We start from the raw sequence: 13,766 nt of genomic DNA on the forward strand, positions 1-13,766 counted from the left end.
CTCCCCCCTCCGTCATCAAGGAGAACCCCCCATGACCCGCACCGGCCGCAAGGGACATCACCGGAGCAAGAAGAAGCGCGTCGTCATCGCCATGGCACCGCTGGTGGCCGTCGCGGTGGCCGTCCCGCTGATGAACCAGGCGGGTGCCGCCACCCCCTCCGAAGTGACCAGGGACTGCGCGCAGAACGCCGCGAAGCTGGACAACTGTGAATTCGTCGACGTCCAGTTCAAGAGGGACAGCCTCGGGTCCAACAAACGCGTTTCCACCGTGACCGACAACTGCGGTTCCACGAGCGCCCTCTCGAAGGCCTTCAGCGTGTCGGCGTCGGTGACGAGGTCCGTCACGCTCGAAGACGGTTTCACCGCTTCCGCCGACTCCAAACTGGGCAACTCGTTCTTCGAGATCGGCGCCAAGTTCAACACCACGGAGATCGACCTCAAGCGGGACGACACCGGCACGGGATTCGACTTCTCCCGGACCGACACCGTGCAACCCGACCACCTCGGGTTCTTCATGTGGTCGGAGAAGCGCACCGACGTGAGCGGATTCCTCAAGGCCACGTACAAGGAGGAGCAGGACGGCCAGAAGGTGTTCCTCTCGCCGAGCGAGGGCGGCACGAGCGTGCACGTCTTCTACCCACAGCTCCTCAAGAACGGAACTCCGGACGGCCGGCTCTGGCTGCGCAACGTGAAATGCGGAACCGCCCAGGCCAACGGCATACAGAACTCGGCGAAAAGTCTCCGCGCGGAACCCGGATTCGGCGAGGGCGGAGCCAACGTCTCCGACGTGGAGATCCCGTTGACGGAAATCCCGGCGCCGTGACAACTCTCCTCCGCCATTGAGGAATTCTCAGGTGCGAAGCACGGGCGCGGCTCCCAACCACCTCAGGACCGCGTCCGTGCCGCCCCGCGCGTCGAGCTTGGCGTAGATGTTGCTGAGGTTGTTGCGGACGGTCTTCTCGCTGAGGCGTAATCGCAGCCCGATCTCCTGCGCGCCCAGACCGGTCGACAGCAGCTCCATGATCTGGCGTTCGCGCGGTGAGAGCAGGGAGCGCAGCCGTTCCATCGCCTCTCCGCCGGGGTGCGTCCGCCGGGCCTCCTCGCGCAGCGCGGCACAGGCGGCCGGGGAGAGGTAGGTGTGGCCGACGGTGGCCCCCATGACGGCCGAGGACAGCATGCAGGCGCAGTAGTCGCCCTCGACCAGGTAGCCCGCTCCCCGGCGGAACACCTCGACGACCGTGTCCGTGTCCCGCCGGGCACTGACGACGATCACCGGAACCCGCGCGGCCGCCGGCCCGTCGAGCAGCCCGGCCAGTGCCGCCACGGGATCCGCGCAGAGCAGGACGGCCACGTCCACGCCCCGCGGCATCCGGAAGGGCGGCGCCAGGCTCACGACCCGGCCGACGTACGGATCCTCCGGCCCCGGCCAGTCGTCGTGCGGCCACCCGCCGTCGGAGCGGGCGAGGGCGACGGAGAGTCGCTGGGAGGAGCGCACGTGATCGTGTCCTTCCGCCGGAGCCATGTCGTCCGTACGTCCGTACATACGCGGCTCGGCGTGGACATGTTCAAAGATTCAATAAGTGCTGTCAGACAGGTCTGCGGGACGGCAGCAGCGGTGCCACCTCCGCCCCGAACGCCGCCATCTGGTCAGTGAGTTCGGAGCGGTTTCGGGAGCGGAAGCGGACCTGGATCTGGTGGACGCCCATCGCTCCGTACGCGCCGAGCGACTCGGCGATCGCCTCCGGGCGGCCGTGGAGGGTGCGGTGGCCGACGTCCCAGGCGGGGGTGCCGACGTAGAGGGGTTCGGTGAGGGCGCCGATGGTGAGGGGGGCGTTGTCGCCCCGCAGTTGTCTGATGCGGTCGATCTGCGCGGGGAGGCGGTCCCTGGGGTCGCCCTGGGGCAGCCAGCCGTCGCCCTTGAGGGCGGCCCGGCGTACGGCGGCGGGTGACGAGCCGCCGACCCACAGCGGGACGCGGGCCTGGGCGGGCCTGGGCCGTTGCCCCAGGTCCTCGAAGTCGTAGGCCTTGCCGTGGTGTTCGGGGAACTCCTCGGTGCCGAGTGCGGCACGCAGGGCGTCGATCGTCTCGTCCAGGAGGGCGCCGCGCTGCCGGAAGTCGACGCCGAGCGCCTCGAACTCCTCCGGTACGTGTCCGGCGCCGACGCCGAGGATCAGCCGGCCGCCGCTGAGGTGGTCGAGGGTGGCGTACTGCTTGGCGGTGAGGAGGGGGTGCCGCAGGCCCACCACGGCGACGTGGCTGAGCAGTCGGACGCGTTCGGTCACGGCGGCGAGGTGGGCGAGGGTGGCGACGGGGTCGTACCAGACCGTGCTCATGGCCCCGGCCAGCCGGCGCGGGATGGCGACATGGTCGCAGCAGGCCACGTACGCGAACCCGGCACGGTCTGCGGCGCGGGCGACGGCGACCAGGTCGGCCGGGCCCGCACCGGTCTCCCACGGCTCGGTGTAGAGGGTGGACTGGGACTGGACGGGGAGCTGGATGCCGTACTCCAGGCCGGTCACCGCCTCGCCGGTCACCGTGTGCCCCCGGCCCACAGGCCGTCCGGCGTCAGCCCGAGCAGGTCGATGGCGTTGCCGCGGACGATGCGTTCCACGACGTCGGCGTCCAGGTGGCCCATCTGGGCCTCGCCGACCTCGCGGGACTTGGGCCAGGTGGAGTCGGAGTGGGGGTAGTCCGTCTCGTAGAGCACGTTCCCCACGCCGATGGAGTCCAGGTTGCGCAGCCCGAAGGCGTCGTCGAAGAAGCAGCCGTGGACGTGCTCGGCGAACAGTTCGGACGGCGGGCGGTGGACCTTGTCGGCGACGCCGCCCCAGCCGCGGTTCTCCTCCCAGACGACGTCGGCACGCTCCAGGATGTAGGGGATCCAGCCGATCTGCCCCTCCGCGTACATGATCTTCAGGTTGGGGAAGCGTTCGAACTTGCCGCTCATCAGCCAGTCGACCATCGAGAAGCAACAGTTGGCGAAGGTGATGGTGGAGCCGACGGCGGGCGGTGCGTCCGCGGAGGTGGATGGCATGCGGCTCGACGAGCCGATGTGCATGGCGATGACCGTGCCGGTCTCGTCGCAGGCGGCGAGGAAGGGGTCCCAGGCGTCGGTGTGGACGGACGGCAGGCCGAGATGCGGGGGTATCTCGGAGAAGGCGACGGCGCGCACGCCGCGGGCGGCGTTGCGGCGGACCTCGGCGGCGGCCAGTTCGGCGTCCCACAGGGGGATGAGGGTGAGGGGGATCAGCCGGCCGTGGGCGGCGGGACCGCACCACTCCTCCACCATCCAGTCGTTGTAGGCGCGCACACAGAGCAGGCCCAGCTCGTGGTCGGCGGCCTCGGTGAAGGTCTGCCCGCAGAAACGGGGGAAGGTGGGGAAGCAGACGGCGGACTGGACGTGGTTGACGTCCATGTCGGCGAGACGGGCGGGGACGTCGTAGGAGCCGGGGCGCATCTGCTCGTACGTGATCACCTCCAGCCTGATCTCGTCCCTGTCGTAGCCGACGGCGGTGTCGAGGCGGGTCAGGGGCCGGTGCAGGTCTTCGTAGACCCACCAGTCGCCGACCGGGCCCTCGTCACCGGGCTCCCCCATGACGGGCTTGAAGCGCCCGCCGAGGAAGGTCATCTCGCGCAGCGGGGCGCGGACCGTGCGGGGGCCGGTGTCCAGGTACTTCTTCGGCAGCCGGTCCTGCCAGACGGTGGGGGGTTCGACCGTGTGGTCGTCGACGGAGATGATCCGCGGAAAGTTCTCATGGGGTGCGGTGTCGGTGTCGGGCTCGATGGCGGTATCGGTGGGGGTCTCGGTCTCGGTCTCCATGAGGGCACGGTAGCGCCGATCTGACGGTCCGTCAGTAAGCGTGGTGGTGCCGCCTCGCCGGGTGAACTGTGCCCGAACGCGTGCGGAGAGGTTGTGACGACTGTGTGGACTCCCGCGCCCCGCCCTGTGATCGGCGTCTCGCACGGCTGACGGTCGGGGCATGGACAGGGCAAACTGACATAGTTGGTCATCATGCCCAGGGGGAAGGGAGCCCGATGGACGACCGTGTACCGCGTGTGCCGGAGCAGAAGCGTCCAGGTTCCCTCCGGGAGCCGGTGACGTTGCGCTTCGACGTGCTCGGCCCGGTGCGCGCCCGCCGCGGTGACGAGCCGCTGGCCACCGGCTCCCCCCAGCAACGCGCCCTGCTCGCCGCCCTCCTGCTCCGCGAGGGCCGTACGGCCACCGCCGCCGAGCTGATCGACGCCCTGTGGGGCGAGGAGTCACCCTCGCAGGCACTGGCGGCGGTACGGACGTACGCCTCCCGGCTGCGGAAGGTCCTCGACCCCGGCGTCCTCGTCAGCGAGTCCGGCGGATACGCGGTGCGCGGACTCGGCGAGGGCTCCCTCGACCTGGCCGTGGCCCAGGAATGGGCGGCCGAGGCGGAGAAGGCGAAGGCCACGGGCGCCCTCGGCCGGGCGCGCGAGCTGCTCAACCGCGCCCTCGGGCTCTGGGACGGCGAGGCACTGGCCGGCGTACCCGGCCCCTACGCCGAGGCCCAGCGCGTCCGGCTGGAGGAATGGCGGCTCGGCCTCCTCGAATCCCGCCTCGACATGGACCTGGAGCAGGGCTGCCACGCGGAGGCCGTCTCCGAACTGACCGCGCTGACAGCGGCGTACCCGCTGCGCGAGCGGCTGCGCGAACTGCTGATGCTCGCCCTGTACCGCAGCGGCCGGCAGGCCGAGGCCCTCGCCGTGTACGCCGACACGCGGCGGCTGCTCGCGGAGGAACTCGGCGTCGACCCGAGGGCGGGGCTGCGCGAGTTGCAGCAGCGCATCCTCCAGGCCGACCCGGACCTCGCGGAACCGTCCGCGCCGCAGACCGAGCCCAGCGCCGCGGCCGTGCGGCCCGCGCAACTCCCCGCGACGGTCCCCGACTTCACCGGCCGGTCCTCCTTCGTGGCCGAACTGAGCAAAGTCCTCGCCGGAGCGTCCGGCGACGGCGGCGACAGCGGTGACGGCGGCCGCGTCATGGCCGTGTCGGCGCTGGCGGGCATCGGCGGCGTCGGCAAGACGACCCTCGCCGTACACGTCGCCCACCAGGCCCGCCCCGCCTTCCCCGACGGCCAGCTCTACGTCGACCTCCAGGGCGCCGGCTCCCGCTCCGCCGAACCCGAGACGGTCCTCGGCGCCTTCCTCCGCGCCCTCGGCACCGCCGACTCGGCCATCCCCGACACCCTGGAGGAACGGGCGGCGCTGTACCGCTCCATGCTCGACGGCCGGCGCGTGCTGGTCCTCCTCGACAACGCCAAGGACGCCGCGCAGGTACGCCCCCTGCTGCCCGGCACGGAGGGCTGCGCGGCCCTCGTCACCTCGCGCGTACGCATGGTGGACCTGGCCGGGGCCCACCTCGTCGACCTGGACGTGATGTCGCCGGAAGAGGCACTCGCCCTGTTCACGAAGATCGTCGGCGAGGAACGGGTCGCGTCGGAACGGAAGGCCGCGCTGGACGTCGTCGCCGCCTGCGGCTTCCTGCCGCTGGCCATCCGCATCGCCGCGTCCCGGCTGGCCGCCCGGCGCACCTGGACGGTGTCCGTCCTCGCCGCCAAACTCGCCGACGAACGCCGCCGCCTCGACGAACTCCAGGCCGGCGACCTCGCGGTGAAGGCCACCTTCGAACTCGGCTACGGCCAGCTCGAACCGGCCCAGGCCCGCGCGTTCCGCCTCCTCGGCCTGGCGGACGGCCCCGACATGTCCCTCGCGGCGGCAGCGGCCGTACTCGACCTGCCCCCCGAGGAGACCGAGGACCTTCTGGAGTCCCTGGTCGACACCTCCCTCCTGGAGTCCGCCGCACCCGGCCGCTACCGCTTCCACGACCTGGTCCGCCTCTACGCGCGTGCATGCGCCGAACGCGACGAGTCGTTTCCGGGTGAGCGGGGGGCCGCGATGTCACGGGTGCTGGACTTCTATCTGGCGACCGCGGCGGGGGTCTACGCGATCGAGCGGCCGGGGGATCGGACGGTCACACACCTGGAGCCGACGTCGTACACCGGCCTGGCCTTCACCGACCGGACCGAGGCCCTGGACTGGCTCTTCCTGGAAGCACAGCGCCTGCTCGCCTGCGCACGGCAGCAGACCACGGGCAACGGGCTCCGTCGAGCCGTCGACCTGCTGTGGGCGGCGAAGGACCTGGCCGAATCGGGAGCGAACGCGAAGCAGTACGAGACCGCCGCGGCCGCGCTGCGCGACGCCGCGCAGGAAGCCGGTGACGTCCGCGCCGAGAGCCGCGCCCGGACCGCGCTCTCCAACGGTCACCTGGCCGCCGGACGCTACGCCGAGGCCGACGACGAGGCCCGGCGCGCCATCGAACTCGCCACCACGGCGGACGACGCGACGCCGATCAGCTGGGCGGCCACCGATCGCGGGATCATCGCGCTCAGCCAGGGCCGCCACGAAGAGGCCGAGGAGTTCCTCACCACCGCCAGGGACGGGTACCGGGCCGACGGGAACCGGCCCGGAGAGGCCAGCGCGCTGTGCAACCTGTCACGGCTCTACGAACGCATGAACCGTCCGCCCGACGCCGTCACCCTCGCCCAGCAGGGCGTGGAGATCTTCCAGCAACTCGGCCTCTCACTGCGGCTCGCGAACGGCCGCTACGCGCTCGGCGTCGCACTGATCCGAGCCGGACGGTTCCCCGAGGGACTCGCCCAACTGACCGACGCGCTGGAGATGTTCGGCAGCAACCGGCAGCGCCTGTGGGAGGGCACGACACACTTCCGCATCGCCCAGTTGCACCTGACGGACCAGCGCCCGGCACAAGCGGCCCAGCACGCCGAGCAGGCACTGGCCATCGGGTTCATCGGCGGTGACCTCATCCGAGGCAGCGTCCTCACAGTGCTGGGCAAGAGCCTCGACGCACTCGGCCAGACGGACCGGGCTCGAGCCTGCTGGCACGAGGCCCTGCAGCTGCTGGAACGGTCGGGAGTGCCGGAGGCCGCGGAGGTACGCCATCTGCTGACGCCCCTGGACGCGTCGTAGGTACTTCGTAGGCGCTTCGTAGGTCCCTCGTCGGCCCTTCGTCCGCAGCGTTCATCGAATGTTTATGCCCAACTGACAAGGTCCCCTCAACGGTCCGTCGCGTCGGGGGGCAGGCGGGTCGCACGGGCCCATCGGGGGGTGGGCTCCGGCATATGCCCTCTGTCCGGCGATACTCGGGGGAATCGCCGGACAGAGGCGTCTCACAGCCACAGTCACCTGAACACCACTCCCTGGGGGAGCCTGAATATGAGCAACACCGAGAAGCAGTCGACGACCGACACCGCGGACATCACCACGCTCGAGAACCACGCACCGATCCTCCCGGCCCTCTCCGAGCTGAAGAAGCCGGAAGCCGAGACGCCGGGGACCTCGGAGACGTCCGGGACGGCCGAGCCGGTGGCCGAGGGCGAGATCGTCACGATGGAGAACCACGCACCGGCCCCGCCCGCCCTGGACCTGGACGGCGGCGGCAAGTAGGCCTTCACGACACACGGGGAACGATCGACCGCGGCGGCGCGGAGGGGGGCCGCCGCGGTCGAGGTGTGTCCAGGACCTGGTGGGTCGTCGAGGGGAGCGTCGAGCGGACCGGTACCGGCCCTCCGTCCGCAGTTCGCCAAGTCGCCGGGTGCGCCGCCGGCTTACCCGGCTAACCGGTGCTTAATGTTCCGCTCGCCCTGTGGCACCCGGAGTTCAGAGATCCCTTGGGCTGACGGGGTGTGAGCGGGGCTTGCGCGCGGCAACCATTTTGACATGAACCTGTTGCCCGATGCGCGGGCGGCAGTCTTATGGAGGTGTGGGATGCACCGCAGACTCGGCACCACTCTTGCCGCCTCGACCTTCGCCCTCGGCGTCGTGTTCGCCACCGCGACCGCGACCGAGGCCGCTCCCGCCGACAAGCCCCAGGTCCTCTCGGGCTGGACGCAGACCACCGCGTCGAGCTACAGCCAGTGGACGGCCGCCCGGTCCAACCAGGCCGCCTGGTCCGCGTACGGCTTCGACTGGACGACCGACTACTGCTCCTCCTCGCCGGACAACCCCTTCGGCTTCCCCTTCTCCACCTCCTGCGCCCGGCACGACTTCGGCTACCGCAACTACAAGGCCGCCGGCACCTTCGCCGCCAACAAGTCCCGCCTCGACAGCGCCTTCTACGAGGATCTCAAGCGCGCGTGCAACTCCTACAGCGGCGCCACCAAGACCGCCTGCACCAGTACGGCCTGGACGTACTACCAGGCCGTCCGCGCCCTCGGCTGAGCGCACCGGCTGACCGCGGCCGGGCGCCCGCGCACCGGCCCGGCCGCGGTCAGCGGCTCCGCAGTTCCCCCTTCACCACCTTGCCGCTCGCGTTGCGCGGCAGCTCCGCCATGAACTCGACCGCTCTCGGCACCTTGTAGTTCGCCATCTCGCGTCGGGACCAGGCGATCAGGTCGTCGCCGGTGAGTACGGAGTCCGGTCGGCGGACCACGTACGCCTTGCCGACCTCGCCCAGTCGGGTGTCCGGGACGCCGACGACCGCGACGTCTGCCACGTCCGGGTGCAGGCCGAGGAGTTGCTCTATCTCGGCCGGGTAGGCGTTGAAGCCGCCGACGATGAACATGTCCTTGATGCGGTCGGTGATGCGGAGGTTGCCGACGTCGTCCAGGACGCCCACGTCGCCGGTGCGCAGCCAGCCGTCCGGGGTGAGCACCTCGGCGGTGCCCTGCTCGTCCTCGTAGTAGCCGCGCATGACGTTGAAGCCGCGGACCAGGACCTCTCCCGGTTCGCCGGGGCCCCGTTCGGCTCCCGTGGCCGAGACGACCCGCACCTGCGTGCCCGGGATGGCGCGGCCGGACGTCGACGCGATGACCGACGGTTCGTCGCCTCGGCGGCACATCGTGACGATGCCGCTCGCCTCGGACAGGCCGTACGCGGTGAGCACCGTGTCCACGCCCAGTTCGCCGCGCAGCCGCTCCACCAGCCGCAGCGGCACGACCGCCGCGCCGGTCACGACGAGGCGCAGCGCGGAGAGGTCGTAGGCGTCCCGCGCCGGGTGGTCGAGCAGGGACTGGTGCAGGGTCGGGGGGCCGGGGAGGACGGAGATCCGCTCGGAGGCCACGTTCGCCAGCACGGTGTCCACGGTGAACACCGGCTGCGGGATCATCGTCGCGCCCCGCATGAGGCAGGCGATGACACCCGCCTTGTAGCCGAAGGTGTGGAAGAAGGGGTTCACGATCAGGTAGCGGTCGCCCCGGCGCAGGCCCGCCAGGTCGCACCAGATGTCGTACGCCCGCAGGGTCTGCGCGTGGGTGATGACCGCGCCCTTGGGGCGGCCGGTCGTGCCCGAGGTGAAGACGATGTCCGAGGGTGAGGCGCCGGAGACCTCCAGCGAGCGGGTGCGGGCCTCCTTCGCGCTGACGACCTCGCCGCCCGCCAGGAAGTCCTTCCAGGTGTGGAAGCCGGGTGGGGCGTCCTCGGAGAGGACCACCGCCGTCTCCAGTGCGGGCAGTCCGGGCAGGGGTCCCTGCCCCGGACCCTCCCCGGCGGCCCGCCGCAGCGAGGCGACGTAGGACGTGCCGAGGAACGTGCCGGTGACGAAGAGGAGGCGGGCACGGCTGCGGGCCAGGACGTCGGCCGCCTCGGCGCCCTTGAAGCGGGTGTTCAGCGGCACCAGCACCGCACCGGCCGACACCGCGCCGAGGGCGGCGACCATCCAGTCCAGCGAGTTCGGCGCCCAGATCGCGACGCGGTCGCCCGTCCGGACGCCGTGGGCCAGGCAGGAGGCCGCCGACCGCTCGACGCGGGCGCCGAGTTCGCCGTACGAGACGTGGGTACGGCCCTCCACCACCGCCTCGGCCTCCGTGTACCGGTGCGCCGCCCACCGGACCAGCTCGGGGATCGTCTCCCACTCCCCGGCACCCTCAGCGCGCATGACGGACCTCCTCGCGACAGGTACCTGACTGTCCGTCAGATTAGCTGTAACCTGTCGTGCTGTCAGCTCACTTGGCTTCCGTGGAGGTGACCCCGTGGCCGGTCTCAAGGACGCCACCGCCATCGTCGGCATAGGGCAGACGCCCTTCGCCAAGCACCTCCCCGAGGACGAGAAGACCCTCGCCTGCCGCGCCGTCGTCGCCGCGCTCGACGACGCCGGGATCGCACCCGGCGAGGTCGACGCCCTCGCCTCCTACACGATGGAGGAGACGGACGAGGTGGAGCTGGCGAAGGCCGTCGGCTTCGGGGATCTGACCTACTTCGGGCGCGTCCCGTACGGCGGCGGCGGGTCCTGCGCCACCGTCGCCCACCTCGCCGCCGCCATCGCCGCAGGTCAGGCGAGCGTCGGAGTCGCCTGGCGGTCGCGCAAGCGGGGCAGCGGACCGCGCCCGTGGACGAACACCGCCGTCCAGCTCCCCACCCCGGCCCAGTGGACGCGCCCCTTCGGCCTCCTGCGGCCCGTCGACGAGATCGCGCTCCTCGCCCGCCGCTACCTGCACGAGTACGGCGTCACCCGCGACCACCTCTTCGCCGTCGCCCTCGCCTGCCGCAACCGGGCCAACCAGAACCCGGCCGCCGTCATGTACGACCGCCCCCTGACCCGCGACGCGTACATGACCTCGCGCTGGATCAGCGAACCCCTCTGCCTCTACGACAACTGCCTGGAGACCGACGGCGCGCTGGCCTGCGTGGTCGTCAGCCGCGAACGCGCCCGCGACTGCGCCCGGCGGCCCGTGTACGTCCACTCCGCCGCCCAGGGCCTGCCCGCCCAGCACCACGGCATGGTCAACTACTGGACCGACGACCCGCTCACCGGACCCGCCTGGACCGCCGCCCGGCATCTGTGGAAACACGCCGACCTCACCCCGCAGGACGTCGACGTGGCCCAGATCTACGACGCGTTCACCCCTCTGATCCCCCTCTCCCTGGAGGGGTACGGCTTCTGCGGCCGGGGCGAAGGGGGCGCCTTCACCGAGGGCGGCGCCCTGGAGAGCGGCGGCCGGCTGCCCATCAACACCGGCGGCGGCGGCCTCTCCGAGGCCTACGTGCACGGCTTCAACCTCATCACCGAGGGTGTGAAGCAACTGCGCGGCACCAGCACCGCCCAGGTGCCCGGCGCCACCACCTGTCTCGTCACCGCCGGAGAGGGAGTCCCCACCTCCGCGCTGCTGCTGAGGAGTTGAGATGCTCGAACCGGTCGTCGACGCCGACGGCGCCCCCTTCTGGCGGTACGCCGCCCTCGGTGAACTCCGCGTGCAGGCCTGCGCCGACTGCGGCGAACCCCGCTTCCCGCCCCGGCCCTGCTGCCCGCACTGCCAGTCCTTCGCCACCGACTGGCGGCTCACCTCCGGCCGCGGACGCGTCTGGTCGTACGCCGTCCCGCACCCGCCCCTGCTGCCGGACTACGCCGCACACGCGCCGTACAACGTCGTCCTCGTGGAGCTGGCCGACGCGCCCCGCGTCCGGCTCGTCGGCAACCTGGTCGCCGAGGCGGGCGCGCCGCTCGGTTCCTTCCCCGCCGACCGGGTCCGGATCGGCGCCCGCGTGCGGGCGGTGTTCGACGGGCGCGGGCTGCCCCAGTGGGTCCTGGAGCGCCCGTGAGTCCGCGTCTCGGCATCGACGAGGACAGTGGCGTCGCCGTCGTCACCCTCGACCGGCCCGAGCGGCTGAACGCCATCGACCTGGAGACCGCGCGTGAACTCGCCGAGGTGTGGCGGGCGTTGCGGTTCGACGACTCCGTGCGGGCCGTCGTGCTCGCCGGGGCCGGCGGGCGGGCGTTCTGCACGGGCATCGACCGGGACGCCGTCGTGCCGCAGCCCGGCTCGCCCTACATGCAGGACGATCCGCTGCTCACCGTCGGGCCCAAGGCCAACGACCTGTGGAAGCCCGTCGTCGCCGCCGTCGAGGGCATGGCCTGCGGGGGCGCCTTCTACCTGCTCGGGGAGTGCGAGTTCCTCGTCGCGGGCGCCGAAGCGGTCTTCTTCGACCCGCACACCACGTACGGCATGGTCAGCGCGTACGAGTCGGTGCTCATGGCGCAGCGCATGCCGTACGGGGAGGTCGCGCGGATGATGCTCATGGGGGCGGCGGAGCGGATGTCGGCCCGGCGGGCCCACGAGATCGGCCTCGTCTCCGAACTGACCGAGGCGGGGCGGGCGTTGGAGGCGGCTGTCGCGTGCGCGACCGTCGTCGCCGGGTATCCGGCCGCCGCCGTCCAGGGCACCGTCCGGGCGCTGTGGGCGGCGAAGGAGGCCTCCCTCGCCGCCGGATTCGCGCAGGCGCCGCACCTCGTCGCACTGGGCAACCTGCCCGCCGAGCAGCAGGCGGAACTCTTCGCGGGGCGGCGGGCGCGGGGCTTCGGGGTGCGCTGAGGCTCAGCCGGGTCAGCTGTCCGGCCGGGCGCGGAGGCGACGGCCTACGCCGTTCGTGCCGTTCCCGTGCCCTTCTCCGCGTCCAGGGCGTAGACGCAGCGGTCCTTGCTGCAGGCGTAGACGACGCCGTCGCGGACCACCGGGGTGCCGGTGATCTCGCCGCCGGTCGCCAGCTTCCAGCGGAGGCGGCCGTCGTCGGCCTTCAGGGTGTAGAGCAGGTGGTCGGTGGAGCCGAAGTGGATGCGGCCCTCGGCCACCGCCGGGGACCCGACGATGTCGCCGCCCGCCTGGAAACGCCACTTGGGGGTGCCGGTGACGGCGTCGAGGGTGTAGAGGCCCTTGCCGCTGCCGACATGGACGTGGCCCGCGGCGACCAGCACGGGGTCGATCGAGGTGCGGGCCTCGGTGGCGATGCGCCAGCGGTCGCGGCCGTCGTTGGCGTCGAGGGCGTAGACCGTGCCCAGATAGTCGGCGAGGTAGATACCGCCGCCGGCGACCGCGGGGCCGGGGACGAAGGCGGGCGGGGAGAGGAAGACGGCGGGCGCCTCGAAGTGCCAGCGGACCATGCCGCTCGCCGCGTCCACGGCGAGGACACGGGTGCCGGCCGAGATGTAGACGTAGCCGTCGGGGGCCGCTGTCACCCGGACCGGGACGCCGCTGCAGGAGGCGGAGTCGCCGATGGGGTACGACCAGCGTTCCTCACCGGTGCGGGCGTCGAGGGCGCGCAGGCGGGCGTCCTGCCAGACGTAGACGATGCCGTCGTGGAGGGCGGGGCCGGCCTCCGGGGACTCGAAGTCGGTCTGGCAGCCGGTGGCCTCCCACAGCTTCTGCCCGGTGGAGGCCTCCCATGCCTGGACGCCGCCGCCGCGGGTGCCGGTGACCACCGTGCCCCGCTCGGCCTTGAGGCAGTACACCCAGGAGTCGGTGGGCAGCCGCCACAGGTCGGCGCCCTCACGGGCGTCCAGGGTGAACAGGGTGGGCCCGTCGGAGGCGTGGATACGGCCGTCGGCGACCGCCATCGACCAGGCCACGTCGCGTGTCTTGAAGCGGCGGCGCCCGGTGGCCACGTCCAGGGCGTGCACCTCGAAGGAGGTGACGTAGACGAGGTCGCCGGCGACGGCCGGGGTGCCCCACACGTCGTTGGACATGCGGAACCGCCAGGGGCGCCAGCCCGCCGGGGTCTCCGCGGGGGCCGAGGGCGCGGCGGTGGCGGCCGGGTCGGCGCCGTTGACGCCGGGGCGGGGCCGGGACCAGGAGGCGACCAGGCCGGGCTCGGGCACGGGTGCCTTGACGGCGGCGGTGGCGCGGACGTCGGCGACCCGCGGGCCGGGCCCGATCGGGACGGCCGCTCCGGCCAGCCGGACGGGACCGATGTCGGGGGCGCCGACCGCGACGGGTGCGGGCGCCGTGCGGGCG

12 protein-coding genes are annotated in these 13,766 nt (G+C 72.1%); 7 read left to right on the forward strand and 5 right to left on the reverse strand.

The features are described 5' to 3' along the window. Positions 1-31: 31 nt before the first annotated feature. Entirely contained in the window at positions 32-823 is a 792-nt protein-coding gene (locus tag BZL64_RS04205; RefSeq protein ID WP_086766279.1) for a hypothetical protein, read from the forward strand. A gap of 27 nt (positions 824-850) precedes the next feature. Here BZL64_RS04205 and BZL64_RS04210 read toward each other — a convergent pair whose 3' ends face one another. The 3 genes from BZL64_RS04210 to BZL64_RS04220 all read right to left on the reverse strand — a co-directional run bounded on the left by BZL64_RS04210 (position 851) and on the right by BZL64_RS04220 (position 3,820). Then, positions 851-1,495 (reverse strand): response regulator transcription factor, encoded by a 645-nt coding sequence (locus BZL64_RS04210; protein ID WP_244205174.1) that lies wholly within the window; start codon positions 1,493-1,495, stop codon positions 851-853. A gap of 91 nt (positions 1,496-1,586) precedes the next feature. Next, positions 1,587-2,534: an LLM class F420-dependent oxidoreductase gene (locus BZL64_RS04215; protein WP_244205175.1), complete on the reverse strand. Its 948-nt coding sequence runs from the start codon at positions 2,532-2,534 to the stop codon at positions 1,587-1,589. Continuing rightward, complete coding sequence (locus BZL64_RS04220) at positions 2,531-3,820, reverse strand: amidohydrolase family protein (RefSeq protein ID WP_244205176.1); 1,290 nt, start codon at positions 3,818-3,820, stop codon at positions 2,531-2,533. Before BZL64_RS04220 ends, BZL64_RS04215 begins: the two co-directional genes overlap by 4 nt. A gap of 215 nt (positions 3,821-4,035) precedes the next feature. Between BZL64_RS04220 and afsR the strand changes: the two genes are divergently transcribed. The 3 genes from afsR (at position 4,036) to BZL64_RS04240 (ending at position 8,265) form a co-directional block, all read left to right on the forward strand. Beyond that, the gene (gene afsR, locus BZL64_RS04230) at positions 4,036-7,014 is read left to right on the forward strand and encodes an SARP-family global regulator AfsR (RefSeq protein ID WP_086766281.1); all 2,979 of its coding nucleotides are present in this window, start codon (positions 4,036-4,038) and stop codon (positions 7,012-7,014) included. Positions 7,015-7,260: 246 nt separating this feature from the next. Continuing rightward, the gene (locus tag BZL64_RS04235) at positions 7,261-7,491 is read left to right on the forward strand and encodes a hypothetical protein (protein ID WP_086766283.1); all 231 of its coding nucleotides are present in this window, start codon (positions 7,261-7,263) and stop codon (positions 7,489-7,491) included. A gap of 321 nt (positions 7,492-7,812) precedes the next feature. After that, positions 7,813-8,265 (forward strand): phospholipase, encoded by a 453-nt coding sequence (locus BZL64_RS04240; protein ID WP_086766285.1) that lies wholly within the window; start codon positions 7,813-7,815, stop codon positions 8,263-8,265. 49 nt (positions 8,266-8,314) lie between these two features. On the opposite strand, the gene BZL64_RS04245 is transcribed toward BZL64_RS04240, so the two are convergent. Then, the gene (locus BZL64_RS04245) at positions 8,315-9,919 is read right to left on the reverse strand and encodes a FadD3 family acyl-CoA ligase (RefSeq protein ID WP_086766287.1); all 1,605 of its coding nucleotides are present in this window, start codon (positions 9,917-9,919) and stop codon (positions 8,315-8,317) included. 94 nt (positions 9,920-10,013) lie between these two features. Here BZL64_RS04245 and BZL64_RS04250 point away from each other — a divergent pair, with 94 nt between their 5' ends. Genes BZL64_RS04250 through BZL64_RS04260 form a run of 3 tightly spaced genes read left to right on the forward strand, consistent with a single transcriptional unit; the run spans position 10,014 to position 12,350 of the window. Continuing rightward, positions 10,014-11,162, forward strand: a complete 1,149-nt coding sequence (locus BZL64_RS04250) for a lipid-transfer protein (protein WP_086766289.1) — start codon at positions 10,014-10,016, stop codon at positions 11,160-11,162. 1 nt (position 11,163) lies between these two features. Beyond that, on the forward strand, positions 11,164-11,580 hold the full coding sequence (locus tag BZL64_RS04255) for a Zn-ribbon domain-containing OB-fold protein (RefSeq protein ID WP_086766291.1): 417 nt from the start codon (positions 11,164-11,166) through the stop codon (positions 11,578-11,580). Then, positions 11,577-12,350 (forward strand): enoyl-CoA hydratase/isomerase family protein, encoded by a 774-nt coding sequence (locus tag BZL64_RS04260; RefSeq protein ID WP_086766293.1) that lies wholly within the window; start codon positions 11,577-11,579, stop codon positions 12,348-12,350. The genes BZL64_RS04255 and BZL64_RS04260 overlap by 4 nt, the downstream gene beginning before the upstream one ends. A gap of 44 nt (positions 12,351-12,394) precedes the next feature. On the opposite strand, the gene BZL64_RS41890 is transcribed toward BZL64_RS04260, so the two are convergent. Then, positions 12,395-13,766: outer membrane protein assembly factor BamB family protein (locus BZL64_RS41890; protein WP_158101497.1), on the reverse strand; the 1,372-nt coding region annotated here is incomplete at its 5' end.

Origin of the sequence: Streptomyces bobili (assembly GCF_002154575.1) — a bacterium.
In the GTDB taxonomy this organism is placed as follows: domain Bacteria; phylum Actinomycetota; class Actinomycetes; order Streptomycetales; family Streptomycetaceae; genus Streptomyces; species Streptomyces bobili.